We start from the raw sequence: 21,926 nt of genomic DNA on the forward strand, positions 1-21,926 counted from the left end.
TTTTGATCTTGCTTTACAAAAAAACAAAGTCAAAAGATCGCAGCCTGCGGCAGCTCCTACAGGGGTCGCGTTATTTGGTGACTAATTCATCTTCCTGGAACTGGTCTTTGACGTATTTGATTTCAGTGCGGTCGTGTGGCGCTGGCAGGCCGTCTTCACCGAGGTTCACAAACACCATTTTCTCGACGGTCAGAATGCTCTTGCGAGTGATCTTGTTGCGCACTTCGCACGTCAGGGTAATCGAGGTGCGGCCGAACTCGGTGGCGGTGATGCCCAGTTCGATGATGTCGCCCTGGCGCGAGGCGCTGACAAAGTTGATTTCGGAAATGTACTTGGTCACCACGCGCTGATTGCCCAGTTGCACGATGGCGTAAATCGCCGCTTCTTCGTCGATCCAGCGCAGCAGGCTGCCACCGAACAAGGTGCCGTTGGGGTTGAGGTCTTCGGGTTTTACCCATTTGCGGGTGTGGAAATTCATCTTCACTCCTGAGTGTCTTGCCGAACGATGGACGGTATCTTGGCAGACTGAGCGGTCAGGCTCCATGCGGCTTCGACTATGGTCGTCATTAACGATCTTCATCTGGCCGACAGAAACCCTTTGGAAGATCAGTCTAGACGGCTATAATCGCCCCCGTTTCAAAACGGTCATCTTCAATTGATACCGTTTTCCCGCCACCTGTCCGAGGGGCGCTGCAGCAGGTTCAACCTGTCAGGCTCGGATGGGGCGTTGACCGGCCTTAGGCTGGACACTAAACGCACAACGGCGCCCATTCGCATACATTACGAATGGAGGCTCTTCATGAGCGCTGTTATCACGCCTGCAGATTTTAACGATTACAAAGTTGCCGACATGTCCCTGGCTGCCTGGGGCCGTCGCGAAACCATCATCGCCGAATCGGAAATGCCGGCTCTGATGGGTCTGCGTCGCAAGTACTCCGGCGAACAGCCGTTGAAAGGCGCCAAGATCCTCGGCTGCATCCACATGACCATTCAGACTGCCGTGCTGATCGAAACCCTGGTTGCCCTGGGTGCCGAAGTACGCTGGTCGTCGTGCAACATTTTCTCGACTCAGGATCAGGCTGCTGCCGCTATCGCTGCTGCCGGCATCCCGGTTTTCGCCTGGAAAGGCGAGACTGAAGAAGAGTACGAGTGGTGCCTGGAGCAGACCATCCTGAAGGATGGCCAGCCATGGGACGCCAACATGATCCTCGACGACGGCGGCGATCTGACTCAACTGCTGCACGACAAGTACCCACAAGTACTGGATCGCGTTCACGGCGTGACCGAAGAAACCACCACCGGCGTACACCGCCTGCTGGACATGCTGGCCAAAGGCGAGCTGAAAATCCCGGCCATCAACGTCAACGACTCGGTGACCAAGTCCAAGAACGACAACAAGTACGGCTGCCGTCACAGCCTGAACGATGCGATCAAGCGTGGTACCGACCACCTGCTGTCCGGCAAGCAAGCGCTGGTCATCGGTTACGGTGACGTGGGCAAGGGCTCGGCTCAGTCCCTGCGTCAGGAAGGCATGATCGTCAAGGTTTCCGAAGTTGACCCGATCTGCGCCATGCAAGCGTGCATGGACGGTTTCGAACTGGTTTCGCCGTTCATCGACGGTATCAACGACGGTTCCGAAGCCAGCATCGACAAAGCGCTGCTGGGCAAGATCGACCTGATCGTGACCACCACCGGTAACGTCAATGTTTGCGACGCGAACATGCTCAAAGCCCTGAAGAAGCGCGCTGTGGTCTGCAACATCGGTCACTTCGACAACGAAATCGACACCGCTTTCATGCGCAAGAACTGGGCATGGGAAGAAGTGAAGCCTCAGGTACACAAGATCCACCGTACCGGCGCTGGCGCTTTCGACGCTCAGAACGATGACTACCTGATCCTGCTGGCCGAAGGCCGTCTGGTTAACCTGGGCAACGCCACTGGTCACCCAAGCCGCATCATGGACGGTTCGTTCGCCAACCAGGTTCTGGCGCAGATCTTCCTGTTCGGCCAGAAGTACGCCGACCTGTCGCCAGCCCAGAAAGCCGAGCGTCTGACCGTTGAAGTACTGCCGAAGAAACTCGACGAAGAAGTGGCCCTGGAAATGGTTCGCGGCTTCGGCGGCGTAGTCACTCAACTGACCAAGCAACAGGCTGACTACATCGGCGTCACCGTCGAAGGCCCGTTCAAGCCGCACGCTTACCGCTACTGATTGGCTGAGCGTCGACGCGGTGTGCCTGGCGCACCGCGTTGCCTGACTGGCGCTGCTGACCGCTATGTGTAGGAGCTGCCGCAGGCTGCGATCTGTTGATCTGCAAAGATCGCAGCCTGCGGCAGCTCCTACGGGGTGCAGCGTCCGGCTTACGTGTTTCCAAGGGTATGACCATGTCCCAAGACCGTCGCTACAGCTTCGAGTTCTTCCCCACCAAGACCGATGCTGGGCATGAAAAACTGCTCGCCACTGCCCGTCAGCTGGCCACTTACAACCCCGATTTCTTTTCCTGCACCTATGGCGCTGGTGGTTCGACCCGTGATCGCACCCTCAACACCGTTCTGCAACTGGAAAGCGAAGTCAAAGTACCGGCCGCACCGCACCTGTCGTGCGTCGGCGACAGCAAGGACGACCTGCGCGGCCTGCTGAACGAGTACAAGGCTGCCGGCATCAAGCGCATCGTTGCCCTGCGCGGTGACCTGCCGTCCGGCATGGGCATGACCAGCGGTGAGCTGCGTCACGCCAATGAACTGGTGGAATTCATTCGTGAAGAAACCGGCGATCATTTCCACATCGAAGTGGCTGCTTACCCGGAGATGCATCCGCAAGCGCGCAACTACGAAGACGATCTGGCCAACTTCATCCGCAAGGCCAAGGCCGGTGCCGACAGCGCGATCACCCAGTACTTCTTCAACGCCGACAGCTACTTCTACTTCGTCGAGCGTTTGCAGGCGCAGGGTGTCGATCTGCCCATCGTGCCGGGGATCATGCCGATCACCAACTACAGCAAACTCGCGCGCTTCTCCGATGCCTGCGGTGCGGAAATCCCGCGCTGGATTCGCAAGCAACTGGAAGCCTACGGCGATGACACGCAAAGCATTCAGCGCTTTGGTGAGCAAGTCGTCAGCGAGATGTGCGAGCGCCTGTTGCAGGGCGGCGCGCCGGGGCTGCACTTCTATTCCATGAACCAGGCTGAGCCTAGCCTGGCGATCTGGAATAACCTGAAGTTGCCGCGTTGAAGCAGCTGCAAGCTTCAAGCTGAAAGCGACAAGCAAGATCAAAAGATCGCAGCCTTCGGCAGCTCCTACATTGAGATTTCGTATCCCGTGTAGGAGCTGCCGAAGGCTGCGATCTTTTGCTTTTAAAGCCCCGAAACAGAGCTTGTGCCGGCACTTTCTGGCTCTTTCGCGTTTCTCGTCGTAATCTCAAGCCATGCCTTTGATCACGCAGTTATTCGCCGTGCTGGTTTTTGCTTGCCTGAGCTTCGCCGCTCGGGGCGAGAAGTTGCGTATTGTCACCGAGCCGTGGGCGCCTTACGTCTATGACGAGAACGGCAAGAACCTCGGTCTCGACTACGAAACCACGGCCATCGTCTTTAAACGTCTGGGTATCGAAGTGGAATGGCAATTCCTCCCGTGGAAGCGTTGCCTGTCGATGCTGGAGACCGGTCAGGCTGATGGCGCGCTGGATATCTTTCACAGCGACGAGCGCGATGCCACCCTGCTCTACCCGAGCGAACCGCTGTCGGACGTCGAGTTCGTGATGTTCTACGCCAACGCCCGGCCGCATCCGTTCAGCAAACTCGAACAACTCAAGGGCCTGACCATCGGCACCTCACCGGGTTATCTGTACAGCCCCGACTTCAGCAATTCGACGCTGTTTACTCGGGAGCCGGCGCCGACCCACGAAGCCAACTTCGGCAAACTGGTGCGCGGTCGCATCGACTTGTTGATCACCGATCGCCGCGTTGGTCAGCACTTGCTCGATGAATTGAATATTCGCGATCAGATCAGTGAAAATCCGACCGTTATTAGTCGTCAGAGCCAGTTTTTGGCAGTTCGGCGCAATGCCGGCATGGATTTGCTGGTGCAGCGTTTCGGTGCCGAACTCAAACGTTTCAAGCGTGAACCGGCGTATGCGGAGCTGAGCACACGCTACGGCGCCGCCCCGTCCGAGGTCACGCCGTTGGGCAATGCCTCGGCTAGCAGTAAAACCGTTGAGCAGCAGGAAAGCAGCGCGCAGTGATTGCTCTGTTATACTCCGGCGTTCCCGCCAGGCTCACGCCCGGACGCCCGGAACCGTAACAGGCCTCTCGACCCGCTACAGCGCAGCCTCCCAGCCCGCGCGAGCGCTCCAGACGTGCCTTCGGAACCGCAGCAGGACCGGACGGGATTGCGTCCTCTTAAACGTGATTCGCGCCAGGCAAGACTCCCATTGGGCCAAGCCCTAACTAAAACAGGATTACTCATGTCCTTTGCTTCCCTCGGTCTCTCCGAGGCTTTAGTCCGCGCCATCGAAGATGCGGGCTATACCGAGCCTACTCCGGTGCAACAGCGGGCCATTCCCGCCGTGTTGCAAGGTCGCGACCTGATGGTGGCGGCTCAGACAGGTACCGGTAAAACCGGCGGTTTCGCCCTTCCGATCCTGGAGCGGTTGTTCCCCAACGGTCACCCGGACAAATCCCAGCGTCATGGCCCGCGCCAACCGCGCGTACTGGTCCTGACCCCGACCCGCGAACTCGCGGCCCAGGTACACGAGAGCTTCAAGATCTACGCCCGTGACCTGAAATTCGTCAGCGCCTGCATCTTCGGCGGCGTCGGCATGAACCCACAGGTTCAGGCCATGTCCCGCGGTGTTGACGTGCTCGTTGCCTGCCCGGGTCGTTTGCTTGACCTGTGCGGCCAGGGCAGCGTTGACCTGTCCCACGTGGAAATCCTCGTCCTCGACGAAGCCGACCGCATGCTCGACATGGGCTTCGTGCACGACGTGAAGAAAGTCCTCGCGCGCCTGCCGTCCAAGCGTCAGAACCTGCTGTTCTCGGCGACGTTCTCCAAGGACATCACCGACCTCGCCGGCAAGCTGCTGCACAACCCGGAACGCATCGAAGTGACGCCGCCGAACACCACGGTCGAGCGCATCGAACAACGCGTCTTCCGTCTGCCGGCCAGCCACAAGCGTGCGCTGCTGGCGCACCTGATCACCGCCGGCGCGTGGGAACAGGTGCTGGTGTTCACTCGCACCAAGCACGGCGCCAACCGTCTGGCCGAGTACCTGGACAAACACGGCCTGCCGGCTGTGGCGATCCACGGTAACAAGAGCCAGAACGCGCGCACCAAAGCGCTGGCCGACTTCAAGGCCAACCAGGTACGCATTCTGGTTGCCACCGACATCGCCGCACGCGGTCTGGACATCGATCAGTTACCACACGTGGTCAACTTCGAACTGCCGAACGTCGATGAAGATTACGTTCACCGTATCGGCCGTACTGGCCGTGCCGGTCGTTCGGGCGAGGCGATTTCGCTGGTCGCGCCGGACGAAGAAAAACTGCTGAAAAGCATCGAACGCATGACCAAGCAGAAAATCGCCGACGGCGACCTGATGGGCTTCGATTCGAGCACCATTGAAGCCGAGAAGCCGGAAGTGCGTGAGCGTCCGGACGTGCGTAACCCGCGCAATCCACGTGGCCCACGCGGCGACGGGCCGAATGGCGGCGGCGGTGGCGGCGGTCGTAAAGACAAAGGCAAAGACAAGGGCAAAGAGAAGCCGGCCGGTGAACGTGGCGAGCGCCCTGCCCGTCAGCAGAAACCGCGCGAAGGCACTCCGGCCCGTGAACAGCGCCCAAGCCAGCCGCCACGTGCGGCGGCTGATCGTGCACCGGACGAGTTCCTCGACGACGATGTGGATAACTTCGGTAACCGCGTTGACTACGTGCCCAAGCCTGCCCCGGCTGGCGGTCGCGGCCGTCGTCCAGGCGCACCGGCTCAAGGTGCTGGCGCAGGTTCGGGCGCACCACGCGGCGGTCAGTCGCAAGGTCGCCAGAACGGTCCGCGCAACAGCAACGGTTCGAGCACCGGCACCCCGCCAGCCAAACGCAGCGGCCCGCGCAACGGCGCACCGCGTGATGGTCAGCCGGCGCGTCGCGATGACGCTTCGTCCTCGCGCAACCGTCGTCCAGCCCGTGACGATCAGCCACGCAGCGAACCGGCCGTACAAAACCCGCGCAGCACTGGCCCGAAGATCATGCACAAGGAATCGAAAGCCGACCGCTTCCCGACGCCTGAGCAGCTCGATCAACTGCCAAGCCGCCCACGTGGCGAAAAACCAGCACTGCTGACCCGCAATCGCTGAGTTAACGCTGCAATGAAAAATGCCCCGCCTCGCAAGAGCCGGGGCATTTTTTATCCCTCCGCCATTATCCTGATTCACACAATCCCCCTGTGTACACCACCCCTGTGGCGAGGGGATTTATCCCCGATCGGCTGCGAAGCAGTCGCAGATCAAGCGAACGCGGTCCGTCAGATGCACCGCGTTGTTAGATTTTGGGGCCGCTGCGCGACCCATCGGGGATAAATCCCCTCACCACAAAAAGCCCGACCCCACAGGATTAGTGTTGTGACGGGCAATAAAAAACGCCCCCGGCCTTTCAACCGGGGGCGTTTTTGTGTGGCGGGGGAAAGTTACTTAACTTTCACGCCTTCCAGCGAGATGTCCAGATCCGCAGTTTGCGAGGTAGGACCTGGGCCTTTGATCCCGAAATCGTTCAGGTTCAGGGTGGTCTTGGCGTTGAAGCCAGCACGCTCGCCGCCCCATGGATCCTTGCCTTCGCCGTTGAACGTAGCCTTGAAGGTCACAGGCTTGGTCACGCCGTGCAGAGTCAGGTCGCCGGTCACGTCAGCCGTCTTTTCGCCGGTCGATTTAACGGCGGTGGAAACGAACTTGGCGTCAGCAAACTTGCCCACGTCGAGAAAGTCTTTGCTGGCGATGTGCTTGTCACGCTCAGCGTGGTTCGACCACAGGCTGGCGGTTTTCACGTCTACAGCGATCTTGCTGGCTTCAGGCTTGGCCGAATCCCACGAGAAGGTACCGTCGAAATCTTTGAAAGTACCGTGGATGAAGCTGTAACCCAGGTGGCTGATTTTCCAGTCAACGAAGGCGTGCTGACCTTCCTTGTCGATTTTGTAGTCCGCTGCCATGGCCTGGGCCGAGAGCAGTGCAGAACCGATTGCCAGAGCGGCCAGAGTCTTTTTCAACATGCTTTCTTTTCCTTTGAGTCGAGGTTGAATTTCAGGCTTTGCGACCGAGCATTCGCGTCAGGGTCGCATCACGATCGATAAAGTGGTGCTTCAATGCTGCCAACGCATGGAGACCGGAAAAAATTACCAGCGCCCACGCCAGCCAGAGATGAATCACCCCGGCGGTATCTGCCTGATCCGGTAGTCCGGAAACCAGTGCAGGAACTTCAAACAGGCCAAACACCGGGATCCCGACACCGTCTGCGGTGGAAATCAGGTAACCGGCAAGCATCACAGCGAACAGCGCCAGATACAGAAACCCGTGGCCGAACTTGGCGCCGATGCGGGTCATCCGGCTGTAGCTCTGCAGCGTCGGCGGTGGTGGGCTGATAAAGCGCCACAGCACCCGCAACACCATCACGGCCAGCAACACCAGGCCAATACTCTTGTGCAGATCCGGCGCCTCTTTGCGCCAGCTGCTGTAGTAATCCAGCCCGACCATCCACAAGCCCAGCGCGAACAGCCCGAAGACCACCAGCGCCACGCCCCAGTGCATGAAGATGCTGACCCAACCATAGCGCGAAGAAGAGTTACGTAGCTGCATTGCCCAAATCCTGTGAGAACTGCGAACCAAGACTAGCGAGTTATCTATCGAATTAAAGCGGAAAATTTCGCTTTGAAATATCGAGAAATACGATCAAGAGTCTGTAAGTGGCTTGTTAAGGAAAGATTAAAGGGAAAAGTATGGCGGGATGTTAGGTGGCAGATCCTGATGATGCGCTGTCTGGACAGGCCTCATCGCGGGCAAGCCCGCTCCCACAGTGGTCGGTGGCGTTCACAAATCCTGCGTTCACCTCAGAAACCTTTGGGAGCTGGCTTGCCAGCGATGGGGCCCTCACAGGCAAAAAAAAGCGCGGCATAAACGCCGCGCTTCTTCATTCACCGCAAGGCTTACTGCGCCTTGGTCTCGGTCGTTGCCGCAGGCTTGGCCGCTGGCTTCTTCGCCGGTTCAGCCTTCTTCGCTGCCGGTTTTGCCGCAGGCTTTTTCGCTTCGGTTTTAGCCGCTGGCTTCTTCGCCGCAGGCTTGGCCGCCGCTTTCTTCGCCGGTGCAGCTTTCACTGGTGCCGCAGGTTTTGGCGGTTCCACCGGAGCTGGCGCAGGTGCCGGGGTCGGCGCAGGTGCTGGAGCGACCGGAGCAGGTGCCGGCTCTGGCGCCTTCACTGGCTCAGGCTTCTTCTCGTCATCCGAACCGCCGAACAGGTTGCTGAAGAAGTTGCCCTTCTTCGCCGCCACGGCACCCGCCGCGCCTGCCGCTGCTGCAGTCGGAACCACTTTAGCTGGCTCGAACGATTTGCCCGCCGCCAAGTCTTCAACCTGACCGGCCGCACGCTGACCGGTGCGCAATGCGCCTTCTAGGGTGCCCGGGTACAAGGTGTCGGTGTGTTCGCCAGCGAACGTCACGCGTTGCAGCGGACGTTCCCACAGACGCCAGAACTTGCTGATCTGGCCCGGGCCGTAAGCCAGGTAAGCGCCGCCCATCGACGGGTCAGTGCTGTAGCGACGGATTTCATAACCGGTGAACGAGCCACGGGCCTGTGGATAAAACGCGTGCAAACGGATCAGTACCTGATCGACCATCTGCTTGTCGCCGAACGCCTGCATGACACGAGCGTTGTCGCCGGACAGGTTGATCACCACGTTGGCGCCACCCTTCAGCGCAGGCTCGATCCAGAGCATGCCGAGACCGGTGTTGCTGTAGATCTCGCCGGACATGCGCGCCTTGCTTTCCCACACCGGCGTCTTGAACTTCAGCATGATCTGGTCGCGCCAACCGTAGTTGGTGCCTTTGATCGCCGCCAGATGCTGAGCATCCAGTGCCGGCGTCAGCGCAATTTTGTTCAGTGCACGCAATGGCACGGCCAACACCACGTAGTCAGCCTGATAGCCAACGCTGCCGACCTTGACGGTCACGCCGTCCTTGTCCTGAGTGATCGCCGACACTGGCGAGTTGGTCTTGATGGTTTTGATCTGTTTGACGAACGCTTGCGCCAGCACCTGGCTGCCGCCGACCAGTCGCGATGCGCGCAGGTCACGGTCGGAGATGCCGCGATACACGCGGTTCTGCTGAGCGAAGTACAGCAGCGACAGACGCGACGGCTCGTCGTAGTGAGTGCGGATGTCCTGGTTGATCAGCTGACGCGCGGTGGCCGGCAGGTTCTGCTTGTCGAGCCAGCTCGATACGGTGATCTGATCCAGTGCGTGCAGGGTGTTGGTCGCCGCCGGGTTCTGCGGGTCGTCGATCGAGCGTGCCAGATCGTCGAGGGTTTTCTGGTAGCGCTTCAAGGCGTCGGCGGTGGCCGGTTGCTTGGTCGCCAGATCAGCGGCGGAGAAATACTCGCCGTCGATCAGGTAGCCCGGGGTCCGCACGAACTCAGGTGCCGGCGTGGTGCCGAGCTTGAATGTCGACACGTACTTGTTCAGCACCGGCTGGGTCTTGTCGTTGCCGATCCACTCGCTGGTGGCCATGCCCGAGCGACCGCCCAGGCTCGGTTTGGCTTCCAGCAGCGTGACCTGCCAGCCCTTGTTTTGCAGTTCGTAGGCAGCGGTCAGGCCCGACAGGCCACCACCGATCACGATTGCGGTTTTATCCTTGGCCAGCGCCGTAACGCTGAACAGCCCCAACATCACCAGCGCACAGGCGCGCAGCCAACCGACAGACATTCAGCGAACTCCGGAAATACCACAGAAAAAAGCAGTTGTGCGGGTCAGACGACCCAAAGAACCGCGAAGAATACGTTAGCCATCAAAACGCCGCCAGCGACGTCTATCGGCTCATACAAAGTAGCTCAATCGACACAATGGGTTGTTCCCGCGCGACGCATTGCATAGGCTTGCGCGATTGTTTGCCCGCGCCTGACGCGAGCCGCCTCGAGGAGACTGTAAATGGGCCTGAATAACCAGTGGATGCAACGCGACCTCGCGGTGTTGTGGCATCCCTGCACCCAGATGAAAGACCACGAACAGCTGCCGCTGATCCCGATCAAGCGCGGCGAAGGCGTCTGGCTCGAAGACTTCGAAGGCAAGCGCTACCTCGACGCGGTCAGCTCGTGGTGGGTCAACGTGTTCGGCCACGCCAACCCGCGGATCAACCAGCGCATCAAGGATCAGGTCGATCAGCTGGAGCACGTGATTCTGGCCGGTTTCAGCCATCAACCGGTGATCGAGCTGTCCGAGCGTCTGGTGAAGATGACGCCGGAAGGCCTGAACCGGGTGTTCTACGCCGATAACGGTTCGTCCTGCATCGAAGTCGCGCTGAAAATGAGCTTTCACTATTGGCTCAATCGCGGCCAACCGAACAAGAAACGCTTCGTCACCCTGACCAACAGCTACCACGGCGAAACCATGGCGGCGATGGCGGTCGGCGACGTGCCGCTGTTCACCGAGACTTACAAAGCGCTGCTGATGGACACCATCAAGGTGCCGAGCCCGGATTGCTACGGGCGCCCCGAAGGCATGAGCTGGGAAGAACATTCGCGCAACATGTTTGCGGCCATGGAACAGACCTTGGCAGAGAATCATGACAGCGTCGCGGCAGTGATCGTCGAGCCGTTGATTCAGGGCGCCGGCGGCATGCGCATGTATCACCCGGTGTACCTCAAGTTGCTGCGTGAATCCTGCGATCGCTACGGCGTGCACCTGATCCTCGACGAAATCGCCGTCGGCTTCGGTCGCACCGGGACGATGTTTGCCTGTGAACAGGCCGGCATTCGTCCGGACTTCCTCTGCCTGTCGAAAGCCCTGACCGGCGGCTATCTGCCGTTGGCGGCGTGCCTGACCACTGATGAGGTCTACAGCGCGTTCTACGACGACTATCCGACCTTGCGCGCCTTCCTCCATTCGCACAGCTACACCGGCAACCCGCTGGCGTGCGCGGCGGCACTGGCGACGCTGGATATCTTCGAGCACGACAACGTCATCGAGAACAACAAGGCCCTGGCCCAGCGCATGGCCTCGGCGACGGCGCATCTGGTCGATCACCCGAACGTGTCGGAAGTGCGCCAGACCGGCATGGTGCTGGCCATCGAGATGGTCAAGGATAAGGCCACCAAAGAGGCCTACCCTTGGCAGGAGCGGCGCGGCTTGAAAGTGTTCCAGCATGCGCTGGAGCGTGGCGCGTTGCTGCGTCCGCTGGGCAGCGTGGTGTATTTCCTGCCGCCGTACGTGATCACCCCGGAGCAGATCGACTTCCTCGCCGAAGTCGCCAGCGAAGGCATCGACATTGCCACGCGTGACAGCGTCAGCGTCGCCGTGCCAAAAGACTTCCACCCCGGCTTCCGCGATCCGGGTTGATTGCTATCCAAAGGTTTGAAAAGAACCCTGTGGCGAGGGGATTTATCCCCGTTCGGCTGCGCAGCAGTCGTGAAATCAGCACACGCGGTACTCCTGAGTCACCGCGTGAGCAGATTTTGGGGCGGCTTCGCCACCCAACGGGGATAAATCCCCTCGCCACAGAAGCTCTTCATCACAGTGACTACGCGCCAATTTTTTAGAGACCCGAAATGAGACTGTCCCGCTTCTTTATCGACGCCCCGCTGAGCACCGGCGAACACGAACTGCCGGAGGCCCAGGCGCATTACATCAGCCGCGTGCTGCGCATGGCCGAGGGCGATGCGGTGCAGCTGTTCGACGGTTCCGGCCATGAATTTCGCGGCACCCTGCTGGAAGTCGGCAAGAAACGCGTGACCGTGCAGCTCGACGAGCAATTCGCCGGTCAGGTTGAATCACCGCTGCACATCCACCTCGGCCAGGGCTTGTCCCGAGGCGAGCGGATGGATTGGGCAATTCAGAAAGCCACCGAACTGGGCGTGAATGAGATCACGCCGATCTTCAGTGACCGCTGCGAAGTCCGCCTTAAAGACGAACGCGCCGACAAACGCCTGCTGCACTGGCGTCAGGTAGCGATCAGTGCGTGCGAACAATGCGGTCGTTCGCGGGTGCCGGTGATTCATCCGCCGGTGTTGTTGGCGGACTGGATCAAGCAGACTGAAGCCGAGTTGAAGCTGGTGCTGCACCCGGTGGCGGAGCCGTTGGTGAGTCATGCCAAACCGGCAACTTTGGCCTTCCTGATCGGGCCGGAAGGTGGTTTGACGGACGCCGAAGTCGAGCAGGCCAAAGGCAACGGCTTCCACGCCGCCCGCCTTGGCCCGCGGGTGTTGCGCACCGAGACTGCGCCAGTGGTCGCTCTGGCTGTGGCCCAACAGCTTTGGGGTGATTTCTAGGGTCTCATCGCTGGCAAGCCAGCTCCCACAGGATCCTTGTTGGCCACAACATCCGTGAACAACGCTAAACCCTGTGGGAGCTGGCTTGCCAGCGATTGGCCGCGCCTCGGGCTACAGGACATAAAACAGAATCGCGACAAAGTGCAGCAAGCTCCCCGCGATCACAAACAAATGCCAAATCCCATGCGCATGCCGCAACCGGTGATCAAGGGCAAAAAAGATAATCCCCACCGTGTACAAAATCCCGCCCGACGCCAGCCAGGCAAACCCGGTCGTGCCCAGCGCCGCAATCAAAGGCTTCACCGCCACCAACACAATCCAGCCCATCACCGCGTAAATCACGATCGACAGAATCCGCGCCTCCGAGCGCGGTTTGATCTCTTGCAAAATGCCGATCAGCGCCAGCCCCCAGACAATCCCGAATAACGTCCAGCCCCACGGCCCACGCAGGGTCACCAGGCAGAACGGTGTATAGCTGCCGGCAATCAACAGGTAGATCGAAAAGTGATCGACCTTCTTCATGATCGCTTTCTTGCGCCCGCGCACGCTGTGGTACACGGTGGAGGCGCTGTAGAGCACCAGCAAGGTAAACGCGTAAATCGCCACACTGACAATCTTCCACGGGCTGCCGTCGAGGCAGGCGATCACCAACATCCAGACGCCGCCGACAAAAGCCGCCACTGCCCCGACCAGATGGGTCCAGGCGTTCAATCGTTCTCCGTGATACATGTATTGCTTACCTCATATTCATTACCGCAGCGCGCAAGGCTCGGGCCTTGAGGGTAAAAGCGCAATCAAAAGATCGCGGCCTTCGGCAGCTCCTACCTTCCAACGCATGCCAATGTAGGAGCTGCCGAAGGCTGCGATCTTTTGATCTTCAAGGCACAATCGACACATTCGAAAAAGAGTCCGCGCCATGCTGATCGACGAAGAATTGACCCTGAAAAAACTCGAGGTGTTCCTCGCTTTCATGCGCACCGGCAACCTCGCCCGTGCTGCTGCCGAGCTGCAGACCAGCAACGTCAGCGTGCACCGCGCCATTCATTCGCTGGAAAGCGCCCTGCGCTGCCCGCTGTTCAAACACGAAGGCCGCAACCTGACGCCGCTGGAAAGTGCTTACGTGCTGGAAGAACGCGCGCAGAAGCTGATCAACGACGTGGTCGAAAGCGTGCGCCTGACCCGCGAAGCCGCGGGTTTCTCCGCTGAACGCTTCAAACTCGGCTCGCTGTATTCGCTGACGGTAAAAACCGTACCGCAACTGATCATGGGCCTGAAGATCCGTCGCAGCGAACTCAACATCGACCTGATCCTCGGCTCGAACATCGACCTGCTCTACAAGCTGAAAAACATGGAAGTCGACGCGATTCTGGTGTCGCTGGACGACAGCATCAACGACCCGGACTGTGAGCAGATTGCGCTGTTTTCCGACGACATCTTCCTCGCCACTCCGGCGGATTCAAAGTTTGCCCAGCGCAGTGAAGTGGATCTGGCTGAGGTGCGCGATGAAACCTTCATTACCCTGACCCAAGGTTTTGCGACCCATCAGGACGGTGTGCGGGTGTTCAAGCAGGCGGGGTTCGAGCCGAAGGTGGCGATGCAGGTGAATGACATCTTCACGCTGTTGAGCATGGTCAGTTCGGGAGTGGGTTATGCGTTGCTGCCGGGGCGGATTGCGGCGGTGTATGAGAACCGGGTGAAGCTGATTCCGTTGCAGGAGAAGTACCGGTTGCAGCAGCACATCGGTGTGGTGTTTTTGAAAGCCAAGGAGCGCGATCCGAATTTGCTGGCGTTGCTGGCGGAGTGCCGGATGTATGCGAATCGGCAGATCACCCCATGATCGTTCCCATGCTCCGCGTGGGAATGCCTCAATGGACGCTCTGCGTCCGCTTTGGGACGCAGAGCGTCCCGGGCTGCATTCCCACGCAGAGCGTGGGAACGATCAGTTAGAGGCTCAGCCCACAATCCCGCGAACAATGAAGAACAACAACGAAGGCCCCAGCAAGCACCCCAGCCCGGTATGGAACGTCGCCGTCAACGCCCCATAAGGCACCAACCGCCGATCCGTCGCCGCCAGCCCGGCTGTAACGCCGCTGACAGTCCCGGCCAAGCCACCAAACACCATCGCCGAACGCGGGTTATCCAGGCCCATCCAGCGCGCCGCGACCGGCGTGCCGACCATCACCAGAATCGCCTTGATCAACCCGGTGGCAATCGACAGCGCCATCACATCCGACGTCGCGCCAATCGCCGCGCCCGTCACTGGCCCGACAATGTAAGTCACCGCGCCCGCGCCAATAGTGGTCATGCTCACCGCATCGCGATATCCGAACGCCCAGGCCATGCACGCGCCAACAATGAACGGCAGAATCGTGCCCAGCAGCAGCGCAATCACACCAATCAACCCGGCCTTCTTCGCCTCGGTCGCCTGCACTTCAAACGCCGTGGCCACAATCGCAAAATCACGCAGCATCGCCCCGCCCATCAGGCCGATGCCGGAGAACAACGTCAGGTCCGCCAGGCCTTTCTGCCCGCCGGTCATGGTGCCGCCGACCCACGCCAATACCAGACCAATAACGATGGCAATCGCCGAGCCGTGAATGCGTCCGAACGTCAGGCGTTTGGACAGAATCATCGACACCCACATGATCACGCCGACAAAAGCGAAGGCAGTGACCAAGCCGTTGTGTTCCAGACCTTTCTCGATGAGATCCCACATATCAGCGGCCTCCTACTGGCGTGCCGACCGGGGAGATTTCCGCCGGCTCGTCAGGCAGTGGCTCGCCCTTGTGAGTGCGGCTGATCAGGGCAATCGTAAAACCGCAGACCACCACCGAACCAATCGCCGCCAGCACTGCGACCGTGCCGCCGTGCAGCGCGGTGACGACGTTCTGTTGCGCGGCCATCGCCACCACCACCGGAATGTACATCGCGCCCCAAAAGCCGACGCCCATCTCGCAATCCTTGGTCATGCCGCCGCGTTTCTGCATCCACAACCGCGCGCAGATCAGCAGGATCATGGCGATGCCGACCCCGCCGACATTGGATTTGACGCCCAACAACGCGCCGAGCATGTCACCCATGATCACCCCTGCCAGCGTACAGATCGCGAGCAGCGCCACACCGTAAATAATCATTGTTGTAGTCCTCAAAGTGCATCGTCGAATGTTGTTTTTGTTGTTCGAAGCTTGAGTCGCGGCGGTTTAGAGTTGGCGGCTACCCTCCTCACGCAATAGCGCTTGCAGGGTGTCGAGGCGCGCACTGTCGAAGGCTGTGACGGTGCCTTGCTCGAACACCCGGCGCGCCAGCCCGGTCAGCACCGCACCGGGCGGCAGTTCGATCTGTAAACGCACGCCGCGCTCATAAGCGCTTTGCACGGTGCCGCGCCAATCCACTACGCGACACATGTTGAAGGCGAGGTCGTCACGCAGCGCTTCTACTTTGGTCACAGGGCGTGCGCGACTGCCGCTCAGGTAAGCGATTTTCGGGGTTTTCAGTTCAACCTTGGCGAAGGCTTCGCCGAGAGTTTGTGCCGGTTTTTCCAACAGCGGACAGTGCGACGGCACACTCACCGCCAGACGTTTTGCCAGACCGGCGCCACGACTGCGCGCCAGTTCGGCCACGGCTTGCATGGCCTCGTCACTGCCGGCAATCACCACCTGATTGTCGGCGTTGATGTTGGCCAGATACACCGGCGAATCTTCGCTGTGCACCTGCGCCAGCAGCGCTTCGACTGTGGATAATTGCAGGCCGATAATCGCGGTCATGCCGTAGCCCTGTGGATAAGCTTGTTGCATCAACTCACCGCGCAGGCTGACCAGATGTAACGCCTCGCTGAAGCTCAATGCGCCCGCAACCACCGCTGCCGGGTAAGCGCCGATGGACAGGCCGGCGACGTAATCCGCCGTGAGTCCGTCCTGCAACAATTGCCGTGAAGCTGCGACTCCGGCGATCAGCAAACAGAGTTGAACTGCTCTAGTCGTTCGCAATGCTTCGGCAGAATCGAGCAGCAAAACATCTTCACCAAGCACATCACTGGCCTCGATCAGCGTTTCCCGAGGCAAGCGCTGAAGCATGCCTGCCTGCTGCGCACCCTGACCGGGGAATACCAACAAGCTGCTCACGCTGCCTGCTCCTGCGGGTTCCACGGATCAATCACCAGACAGGCCTGATGAGCATTTTTCAGCAGCACGCGCGCCGAAGTACTGGCCCACTCACGCAGGGCCACAGCGCCTAGCGGCGTCTGCAATTGCATATCGACCCGGCACACGGCTTGATCGAAAATCGCGACGAATTTGCGTGCCTGATTACGGGTGATCAGTTGCGGTGTACGCAGAATCAGATCGAGATCGCTGGCCGCGTGCATCGCGGTAAAACCGCTGGCCAATTCAAACCCGACACTGCCGCTGACACCCCAGACCCAACCGCAATCGTCGAGCATCGGCCGCAGTTGTTTGAGCGCGTGCATCACTGGCAGATCGCGCTCGCAGTCGACGTGACACAGCGCTTCGGGGCTGACCCGACAGGCAATCGAATCGACCGCCATAAACGCTGCCAGCCGCTGCTCGCGCAACACACCGCGCACACCGACCGCGACAAAACCTTCATCGCTCAGCGCTCGCCGCACGACCACAGGTTGCCCGGCGGCCAGCGACTCGACGGCCCACAACGGCGCATCCGCCGGCAACTGAGCCGGGGTCATGCCCCAGAGCAGATCGTGGGCCAGAGGCGTGTTCACCACTGCGCCCTCAACAGTTCGCGCACTTTGCTGGAAGCAGCGCGATTTTTCGCGCCGAGACGATTGCTCAGATCAGTGCTGGAGATATCGCTGATGGCTTGTTTCAGGCACTCGTTCACCCGCGCCAGATCCTCCGCCGTCGGCTGTTCAATCTGCTGCACCGACAGGGTTTCCCAGAGCAATCCGAGACTCGCATAACTGTCGATGTCATAAGCCATCGGCGGCACACTGGCGGCCAGCGCTTCCAGTTCTTCAACACTGCGCAAGGTCACCCGGGCCGCCGATGCCTTGCCCATCGCGTGCACCATCACACCCGGATCACGCAGCGCAATCAAACGATTGGCCTGATAGCCATGAGCGAGAAACGCCCCGGACATCGCTTTACCGACCAACAACGCAATCACCTGATGCCCGGCCAGACGCGCACGGGCATAACTGTCCGCCGCACCGGCCAACGCCTGATGAATGCCGAGCGCTTCTTCGCGCCGACCATAAGCCTGGCTCGGCACATCGACGATGGCGATGATCGGGCGCTTCTGCGCTTTATCGCGGTCAGCCGTGATCGCGTCATCCACAACCTTGGCCAGACCCCAGCCTTCGAGCAAGCCGACTTCACCGTTGCGAGCGCGAGGAAAACGATTGTCCGGATCAGCAACCACAGCGATAAAACGCCCCAGCTCACCGTCGGCAACCTTCAACGATGGCGGCAGCCCTTCAACGCTTGTAGCGCCCGCGCTCAAGGCGTTGAACCAGTTCAAACCGCGCAGCGAATAACCGCTCATGAGCGCTCTCCTTGATACAGATCGCGAACCACCGACGGTTCGATTTGCGGGTCAGTGTTCAGATTGCCGAGGCGTTGCAGAAACCACTCGGCGCGTTGGCTACGTGGCTGCTTTGGCAAACCCTGCTGGAGCAATTCGCCGACCTGCTGACGAATCTTCGCCACGTCATCGGCGACATAACGATCCACCAGACCACTGGCAAACCTCTGCTCGCCACCGGTCAGGCTCCAGATGAAGGGCCGGTCGCGAGAGTCATATTCTTCGATCCCCGCTTCCTGTTCGATGACCTGCGGGCCGTTCAAACCAAGGCGTGCTTCTTGAGTCACCAGCAAATAGCTGCACAGCGCCGCCGCAATCGACATACCGCCGAAACACCCAACGCTGCCCGCGACCACACCGACCACCGGTTGGTACTGCTGCAAATCGACAATCGCCGCATGAATATCAGCAATCGCCGCCAGCCCGAGATTGGCTTCCTGCAAGCGCACGCCACCGGTTTCCAGCAGCAGCACAGCGCGGGTCGGAATGCCTTTGCGGTTGTCTTCAGCCGCCAGTTCCAGCGCGCCGGCAATCTTCGCCCCGCCGACTTCGCCAAGGCTGCCGCCCTGAAACGCGCCTTCAATCGCGGCAATGACTACGGGCAAACCGTCGAGGCTGCCCTTGGCGATCACCACCCCGTCATCGGCCTGCGGCACCACGCCCTGACGTTCAAGCCACGGCGACATCACCCGTTGAAACGGATCAAGCAACTCACGAAAGCTGCCAGCATCGAGCAAGGCCTTGGCCCGTTGTCGCGCGCCGAGTTCGACGAAGCTGTGTTTGTTGAGCAACGCGGCGCTGTCAGTCATGGCCGATCTCCTCGAAACCTTGTTCCAGTCGCAAGCGCACCACGCCCGGCGTCGCGCCGAAGTCGTGGATATCGATGGCCATTGCTGGCGGTGTGGTGCCGTCGAACATCCGCGCAAACAGATGCTGCCAACGCAATTGCGCGCCGTTGACCGAGGTCTGCACATTGATCGTCAGCTTGCCGGCCAGGCCCGGTTCGATCAGCACTTCCAGATCACCCGAGCCGACACAACCGACCAGCGCGCGACCGCGTGGCGGCTGCCCGGCGGGGAATTCAAACGATAGGGTTTCCATCAAAACGCTCCCTGAGAGATGCCGTCGCGCTCGATACGGTCGAGCAGCAGCGTGGCGGCGAGCAAGTCGGCGGCGCCACCGGGCGAGGCATTCAATGCGATGAGTTGTTGGTCCAGTTCGTGCAGCCGGCGGCGACCGCTGAGGCTGGCGCTGCCACCGGCGTCGAGCACCGCTTGCGCGCCGGACTGCATGGCGTGCAAACCCTCTTCACCGGCGCGGTAGAGCACGCAGGTGTCGGCCAGATTGGTCATGATCGCGAGCAAAGCGTCGAGCCGGGCGTTCTGTTCGCCGTGGCCATTGGCGCGGCTGCGCTTGAGTTGTGGCAGGCCGCGTTGCAGCACCGAGGGGAAGCCGAGTTGTGCTTCTTCCCGAGCACCGCGAGCGCCGTAACGCAGGGCGACTTGCGCGCCATGGCTCAAGGGTTTTGGTGCGTGGCGATCGTCCAGCAAGGCCAAACGTGCAGCGCGCAGTGAGACTGCGTTGGCACTAGAGGATTGCGGCTCCAGCGCAGCGGCGGTCACCAATAATCCCAAGGCCCAGATCGCCCCGCGATGCGTGTTCACACCATTGGTGGTCGTGAGCATGGCTTGCTCGCCTTCACGACCGATGCGGCCAATCGCTTCGCGCAACGTTGAATCAACTTCGCCGATTGCGCCCGCCGCTTCAGCCATCTCCTTGAACGCCGGCCACAACGACAGCGCCGAAGCGTGCATCAGGCCCAGGTGCAAATCTGTGTGCGCGCCATTGCCGCGACGGTCGACCAGTGCCGGTTTCGGCGACAGATCGGCTTCGTCGATCAACGCGTCCACCGCCAGATCGGCCAATCGATCAGCCAGGGACAGCGGTTTCGCTTGCAGGTTAAATGCGTGCATTACCAGCTCCTGAATTTGGCGGGCGGGTTGTACAAGCCGCCGGACCACTCGACCAGATCGGCCACGCTTTTCGCCGCGAGCAATTCGCGGGTGGCGTCGGTGCGGCGGATGCCGAGGTCTTCGGGCAAGGCGATCAGGCCTTCGCGGCGCATGCGTTCGGTGTCTTTCGGGTTGTGGCGCAGACCGATGGCGGTGACACCCGCGACGGCGGCGATCATCGCCTGGCGCTCTTCCAGCGAGCGCGCCTTGTACAGGTAGGCGATGCCTTCTTCGGTGAGCAGGTGGGTGACGTCATCACCGTAGATCATGATCGGCGCCAGCGGCATGCCGCTTTTCTTCGCCACTTCGACCGCGTCGAGGGTTTCGACGAAGGTCGGTTTGCCGCCCTCCTGGAAGGTCTCGACCATTTGCACCACGAGTTTTTTGCCGCGTTCGAGCATCGGCTGCTGCGAGTCGTCGTGACGCATGTCCAGCCACGCCGGGGTGCCGTGACGCCGACCGCGCGGGTCATGGCCCATGTTCGGCGCACCGCCGAAACCGGCGAGGCGGCCACGGGTGACGGTTGAGGAATGGCCATCGCCATCGACCTGCAACGTCGCGCCGATAAACAGATCCACCGCGTATTGTCCGGCGAGTTGGCAGAACATCCGGTTGGAACGCAGCGAGCCATCGCGACCGGTGAAGAACACGTCCGGGCGCGCGGCGATGTAGTTTTCCATGCCCAGTTCGGTGCCGAAGCAATGCACGCTTTCGACCCAGCCACTCTCAATCGCCGGGATCAATGTTGGGTGCGGATTGAGCGTCCAGTTGCGGCAGATCTTGCCTTTAAGGCCGAGGGATTCGCCGTAGGTCGGCAGGATCAATTCGATGGCGGCGGTGTTGAAACCGATGCCGTGGTTGAGCGACTGCACGTTGTGTTTTTCGTAGATCCCGCGAATCGCCATCATCGCCATCAACACATGCACAGGTTTGATGTGGCGTGGGTCGCGGGTGAACAGCGGTTCGATGTAGAACGGCTTGTCGGCCACCACGACGAAATCGACCCATGACGCGGGGATATCCACGCGAGGGAGTTCGCTGACGTCGTCGACCAATTGGTTGACCTGGACGATGACGATGCCGTCGCTGAACGCGGCCGGCTCAATCAGTGCCGGGGTGTCTTCGGTGCTCGGGCCGGTGTAAATGTTGCCGGCGCGGTCGGCCATGAACCCGGCGGAGAGCACGACGTTGGGGATCAGATCCACCACCAGCCGGGCGTAGAGTTCGATGTAGGTGTGAATCGCGCCGACTTCCAACAAGCCGTCTTCGAGCAACTGGCTGATGCGCAGGCTCTGAGTGCCGGCGAAGGAGAAATCAAGCTTGCGGGCGATGCCGCGTTCGAACAGGTCGAGATGCTCGGAGCGACCGACGCTGGGCATGATCATGTGCAGGTCGTGGAGCTTTTCCGGGTCGGCTTTGGCCAGCGAGCGCGAAAGGAAATCCGCTTGCTTCTGGTTGTTGCCCTCGAGTACCACACGGTCGCCGGGATGAATCAGCGCTTCGAGCGCGGCGACGATCTTGTCGGTGGGCAACACCACACCGTCGGCCAGCCCGCGCACCTTGTCGAGGCGGCGCTGCTTCTCATCGCGCCGCCGCGTCCAGCGCGAGTCGGGGGGAATTGTTGTTGTCATGCTCACTCCACGGGGTTCGCTGTCGTGGAGCTAAGGTAGGCGCGTGGGGTGGGGGCATCAATCAAGCACGGTGGTGAATCATTACGCTGAGCGTAACGTTCGCCGACGCCTTCGCGAGCAGGAGCTGTCGAGTGAAACGAGGCTGCGATCTTTTGATCTTCAGGATCAACATCAAAAGATCGCAGCGTGCCGCAGCTCCTACAGGAGAACGCATTCCATATCCAATT

At 60.4% G+C, this 21,926-nt stretch carries 21 protein-coding genes and 1 riboswitch; of the genes, 7 read left to right on the forward strand and 14 right to left on the reverse strand.

What is annotated here, in order from left to right:
* Positions 1-70: 70 nt before the first annotated feature.
* Positions 71-478, reverse strand: coding sequence for an acyl-CoA thioesterase (locus PMI37_RS17250; RefSeq protein WP_008083087.1), 408 nt, complete (start codon positions 476-478; stop codon positions 71-73).
* A 198-nt stretch (positions 479-676) separates the two neighbouring features.
* Positions 677-776, forward strand: a riboswitch (S-adenosyl-L-homocysteine riboswitch).
* 23 nt (positions 777-799) lie between these two features.
* On the opposite strand from PMI37_RS17250, the gene ahcY reads away from it, so the two are divergent.
* The 4 genes from ahcY (at position 800) to PMI37_RS17270 (ending at position 6,337) form a co-directional block, all read left to right on the forward strand.
* On the forward strand, positions 800-2,209 hold the full coding sequence (ahcY, locus tag PMI37_RS17255; RefSeq protein WP_008083099.1) for an adenosylhomocysteinase: 1,410 nt from the start codon (positions 800-802) through the stop codon (positions 2,207-2,209).
* Positions 2,210-2,382: 173 nt separating this feature from the next.
* Positions 2,383-3,228 carry a methylenetetrahydrofolate reductase [NAD(P)H] gene (gene metF, locus PMI37_RS17260; protein WP_008083100.1) on the forward strand — a complete coding sequence of 282 codons (846 nt, stop codon included), beginning with the start codon at positions 2,383-2,385 and terminating at the stop codon, positions 3,226-3,228.
* 193 nt (positions 3,229-3,421) lie between these two features.
* Positions 3,422-4,234: a substrate-binding periplasmic protein gene (locus tag PMI37_RS17265; protein WP_008083101.1), complete on the forward strand. Its 813-nt coding sequence runs from the start codon at positions 3,422-3,424 to the stop codon at positions 4,232-4,234.
* A gap of 222 nt (positions 4,235-4,456) precedes the next feature.
* Positions 4,457-6,337 carry a DEAD/DEAH box helicase gene (locus PMI37_RS17270; protein ID WP_008083103.1) on the forward strand — a complete coding sequence of 627 codons (1,881 nt, stop codon included), beginning with the start codon at positions 4,457-4,459 and terminating at the stop codon, positions 6,335-6,337.
* 329 nt (positions 6,338-6,666) lie between these two features.
* Here PMI37_RS17270 and PMI37_RS17275 read toward each other — a convergent pair whose 3' ends face one another.
* The 3 genes from PMI37_RS17275 to PMI37_RS17285 all read right to left on the reverse strand — a co-directional run bounded on the left by PMI37_RS17275 (position 6,667) and on the right by PMI37_RS17285 (position 9,942).
* On the reverse strand, positions 6,667-7,242 hold the full coding sequence (locus PMI37_RS17275; protein ID WP_008083105.1) for a YceI family protein: 576 nt from the start codon (positions 7,240-7,242) through the stop codon (positions 6,667-6,669).
* Positions 7,243-7,273: 31 nt separating this feature from the next.
* Positions 7,274-7,825, reverse strand: coding sequence for a cytochrome b (locus tag PMI37_RS17280; protein ID WP_007913713.1), 552 nt, complete (start codon positions 7,823-7,825; stop codon positions 7,274-7,276).
* A 347-nt stretch (positions 7,826-8,172) separates the two neighbouring features.
* Positions 8,173-9,942, reverse strand: coding sequence for a flavin monoamine oxidase family protein (locus PMI37_RS17285; RefSeq protein WP_008083107.1), 1,770 nt, complete (start codon positions 9,940-9,942; stop codon positions 8,173-8,175).
* A 222-nt stretch (positions 9,943-10,164) separates the two neighbouring features.
* On the opposite strand from PMI37_RS17285, the gene PMI37_RS17290 reads away from it, so the two are divergent.
* Both PMI37_RS17290 and PMI37_RS17295 read left to right on the forward strand, forming a co-directional pair.
* A complete protein-coding gene (locus PMI37_RS17290; protein WP_008083109.1) occupies positions 10,165-11,571 on the forward strand; it encodes an adenosylmethionine--8-amino-7-oxononanoate transaminase in 1,407 nt (468 codons plus the stop codon).
* A gap of 209 nt (positions 11,572-11,780) precedes the next feature.
* Positions 11,781-12,500 (forward strand): 16S rRNA (uracil(1498)-N(3))-methyltransferase, encoded by a 720-nt coding sequence (locus PMI37_RS17295; protein ID WP_008083111.1) that lies wholly within the window; start codon positions 11,781-11,783, stop codon positions 12,498-12,500.
* 111 nt (positions 12,501-12,611) lie between these two features.
* On the opposite strand, the gene trhA is transcribed toward PMI37_RS17295, so the two are convergent.
* The gene (gene trhA, locus PMI37_RS17300) at positions 12,612-13,229 is read right to left on the reverse strand and encodes a PAQR family membrane homeostasis protein TrhA (RefSeq protein ID WP_008083124.1); all 618 of its coding nucleotides are present in this window, start codon (positions 13,227-13,229) and stop codon (positions 12,612-12,614) included.
* A 187-nt stretch (positions 13,230-13,416) separates the two neighbouring features.
* Between trhA and PMI37_RS17305 the strand changes: the two genes are divergently transcribed.
* Positions 13,417-14,337 (forward strand): LysR family transcriptional regulator, encoded by a 921-nt coding sequence (locus tag PMI37_RS17305; protein WP_008083125.1) that lies wholly within the window; start codon positions 13,417-13,419, stop codon positions 14,335-14,337.
* Positions 14,338-14,451: 114 nt separating this feature from the next.
* Here the strand turns inward: PMI37_RS17305 and madM are convergent, their stop codons facing one another.
* The 9 genes from madM to mdcA form a co-directional block, all read right to left on the reverse strand.
* A complete protein-coding gene (gene madM, locus PMI37_RS17310) occupies positions 14,452-15,216 on the reverse strand; it encodes a malonate transporter subunit MadM (protein WP_008083126.1) in 765 nt (254 codons plus the stop codon).
* A gap of 1 nt (position 15,217) precedes the next feature.
* Positions 15,218-15,634 carry a malonate transporter subunit MadL gene (gene madL, locus PMI37_RS17315; RefSeq protein WP_008083127.1) on the reverse strand — a complete coding sequence of 139 codons (417 nt, stop codon included), beginning with the start codon at positions 15,632-15,634 and terminating at the stop codon, positions 15,218-15,220.
* 66 nt (positions 15,635-15,700) lie between these two features.
* Positions 15,701-16,621, reverse strand: a complete 921-nt coding sequence (gene mdcH, locus PMI37_RS17320) for a malonate decarboxylase subunit epsilon (protein WP_008083128.1) — start codon at positions 16,619-16,621, stop codon at positions 15,701-15,703.
* Positions 16,618-17,238 carry a malonate decarboxylase holo-ACP synthase gene (locus PMI37_RS17325; RefSeq protein WP_008083129.1) on the reverse strand — a complete coding sequence of 207 codons (621 nt, stop codon included), beginning with the start codon at positions 17,236-17,238 and terminating at the stop codon, positions 16,618-16,620. The genes mdcH and PMI37_RS17325 overlap by 4 nt, the downstream gene beginning before the upstream one ends.
* Positions 17,232-18,017 (reverse strand): biotin-independent malonate decarboxylase subunit gamma, encoded by a 786-nt coding sequence (mdcE, locus tag PMI37_RS17330; protein ID WP_008083130.1) that lies wholly within the window; start codon positions 18,015-18,017, stop codon positions 17,232-17,234. The genes PMI37_RS17325 and mdcE overlap by 7 nt, the downstream gene beginning before the upstream one ends.
* Positions 18,014-18,865: a biotin-independent malonate decarboxylase subunit beta gene (locus PMI37_RS17335; RefSeq protein ID WP_008083131.1), complete on the reverse strand. Its 852-nt coding sequence runs from the start codon at positions 18,863-18,865 to the stop codon at positions 18,014-18,016. Before PMI37_RS17335 ends, mdcE begins: the two co-directional genes overlap by 4 nt.
* Positions 18,858-19,157: a malonate decarboxylase subunit delta gene (locus PMI37_RS17340; RefSeq protein ID WP_007913697.1), complete on the reverse strand. Its 300-nt coding sequence runs from the start codon at positions 19,155-19,157 to the stop codon at positions 18,858-18,860. The genes PMI37_RS17335 and PMI37_RS17340 overlap by 8 nt, the downstream gene beginning before the upstream one ends.
* The gene (locus PMI37_RS17345; protein ID WP_008083132.1) at positions 19,157-20,029 is read right to left on the reverse strand and encodes a triphosphoribosyl-dephospho-CoA synthase; all 873 of its coding nucleotides are present in this window, start codon (positions 20,027-20,029) and stop codon (positions 19,157-19,159) included. Before PMI37_RS17345 ends, PMI37_RS17340 begins: the two co-directional genes overlap by 1 nt.
* The gene (gene mdcA, locus PMI37_RS17350; RefSeq protein ID WP_008083133.1) at positions 20,029-21,699 is read right to left on the reverse strand and encodes a malonate decarboxylase subunit alpha; all 1,671 of its coding nucleotides are present in this window, start codon (positions 21,697-21,699) and stop codon (positions 20,029-20,031) included. Before mdcA ends, PMI37_RS17345 begins: the two co-directional genes overlap by 1 nt.
* Positions 21,700-21,926 lie beyond the last annotated feature (227 nt).

The sequence above is a fragment of the Pseudomonas sp. GM80 genome (genome assembly GCF_000282515.1).
Classification (GTDB): Bacteria; Pseudomonadota; Gammaproteobacteria; order Pseudomonadales; family Pseudomonadaceae; genus Aquipseudomonas.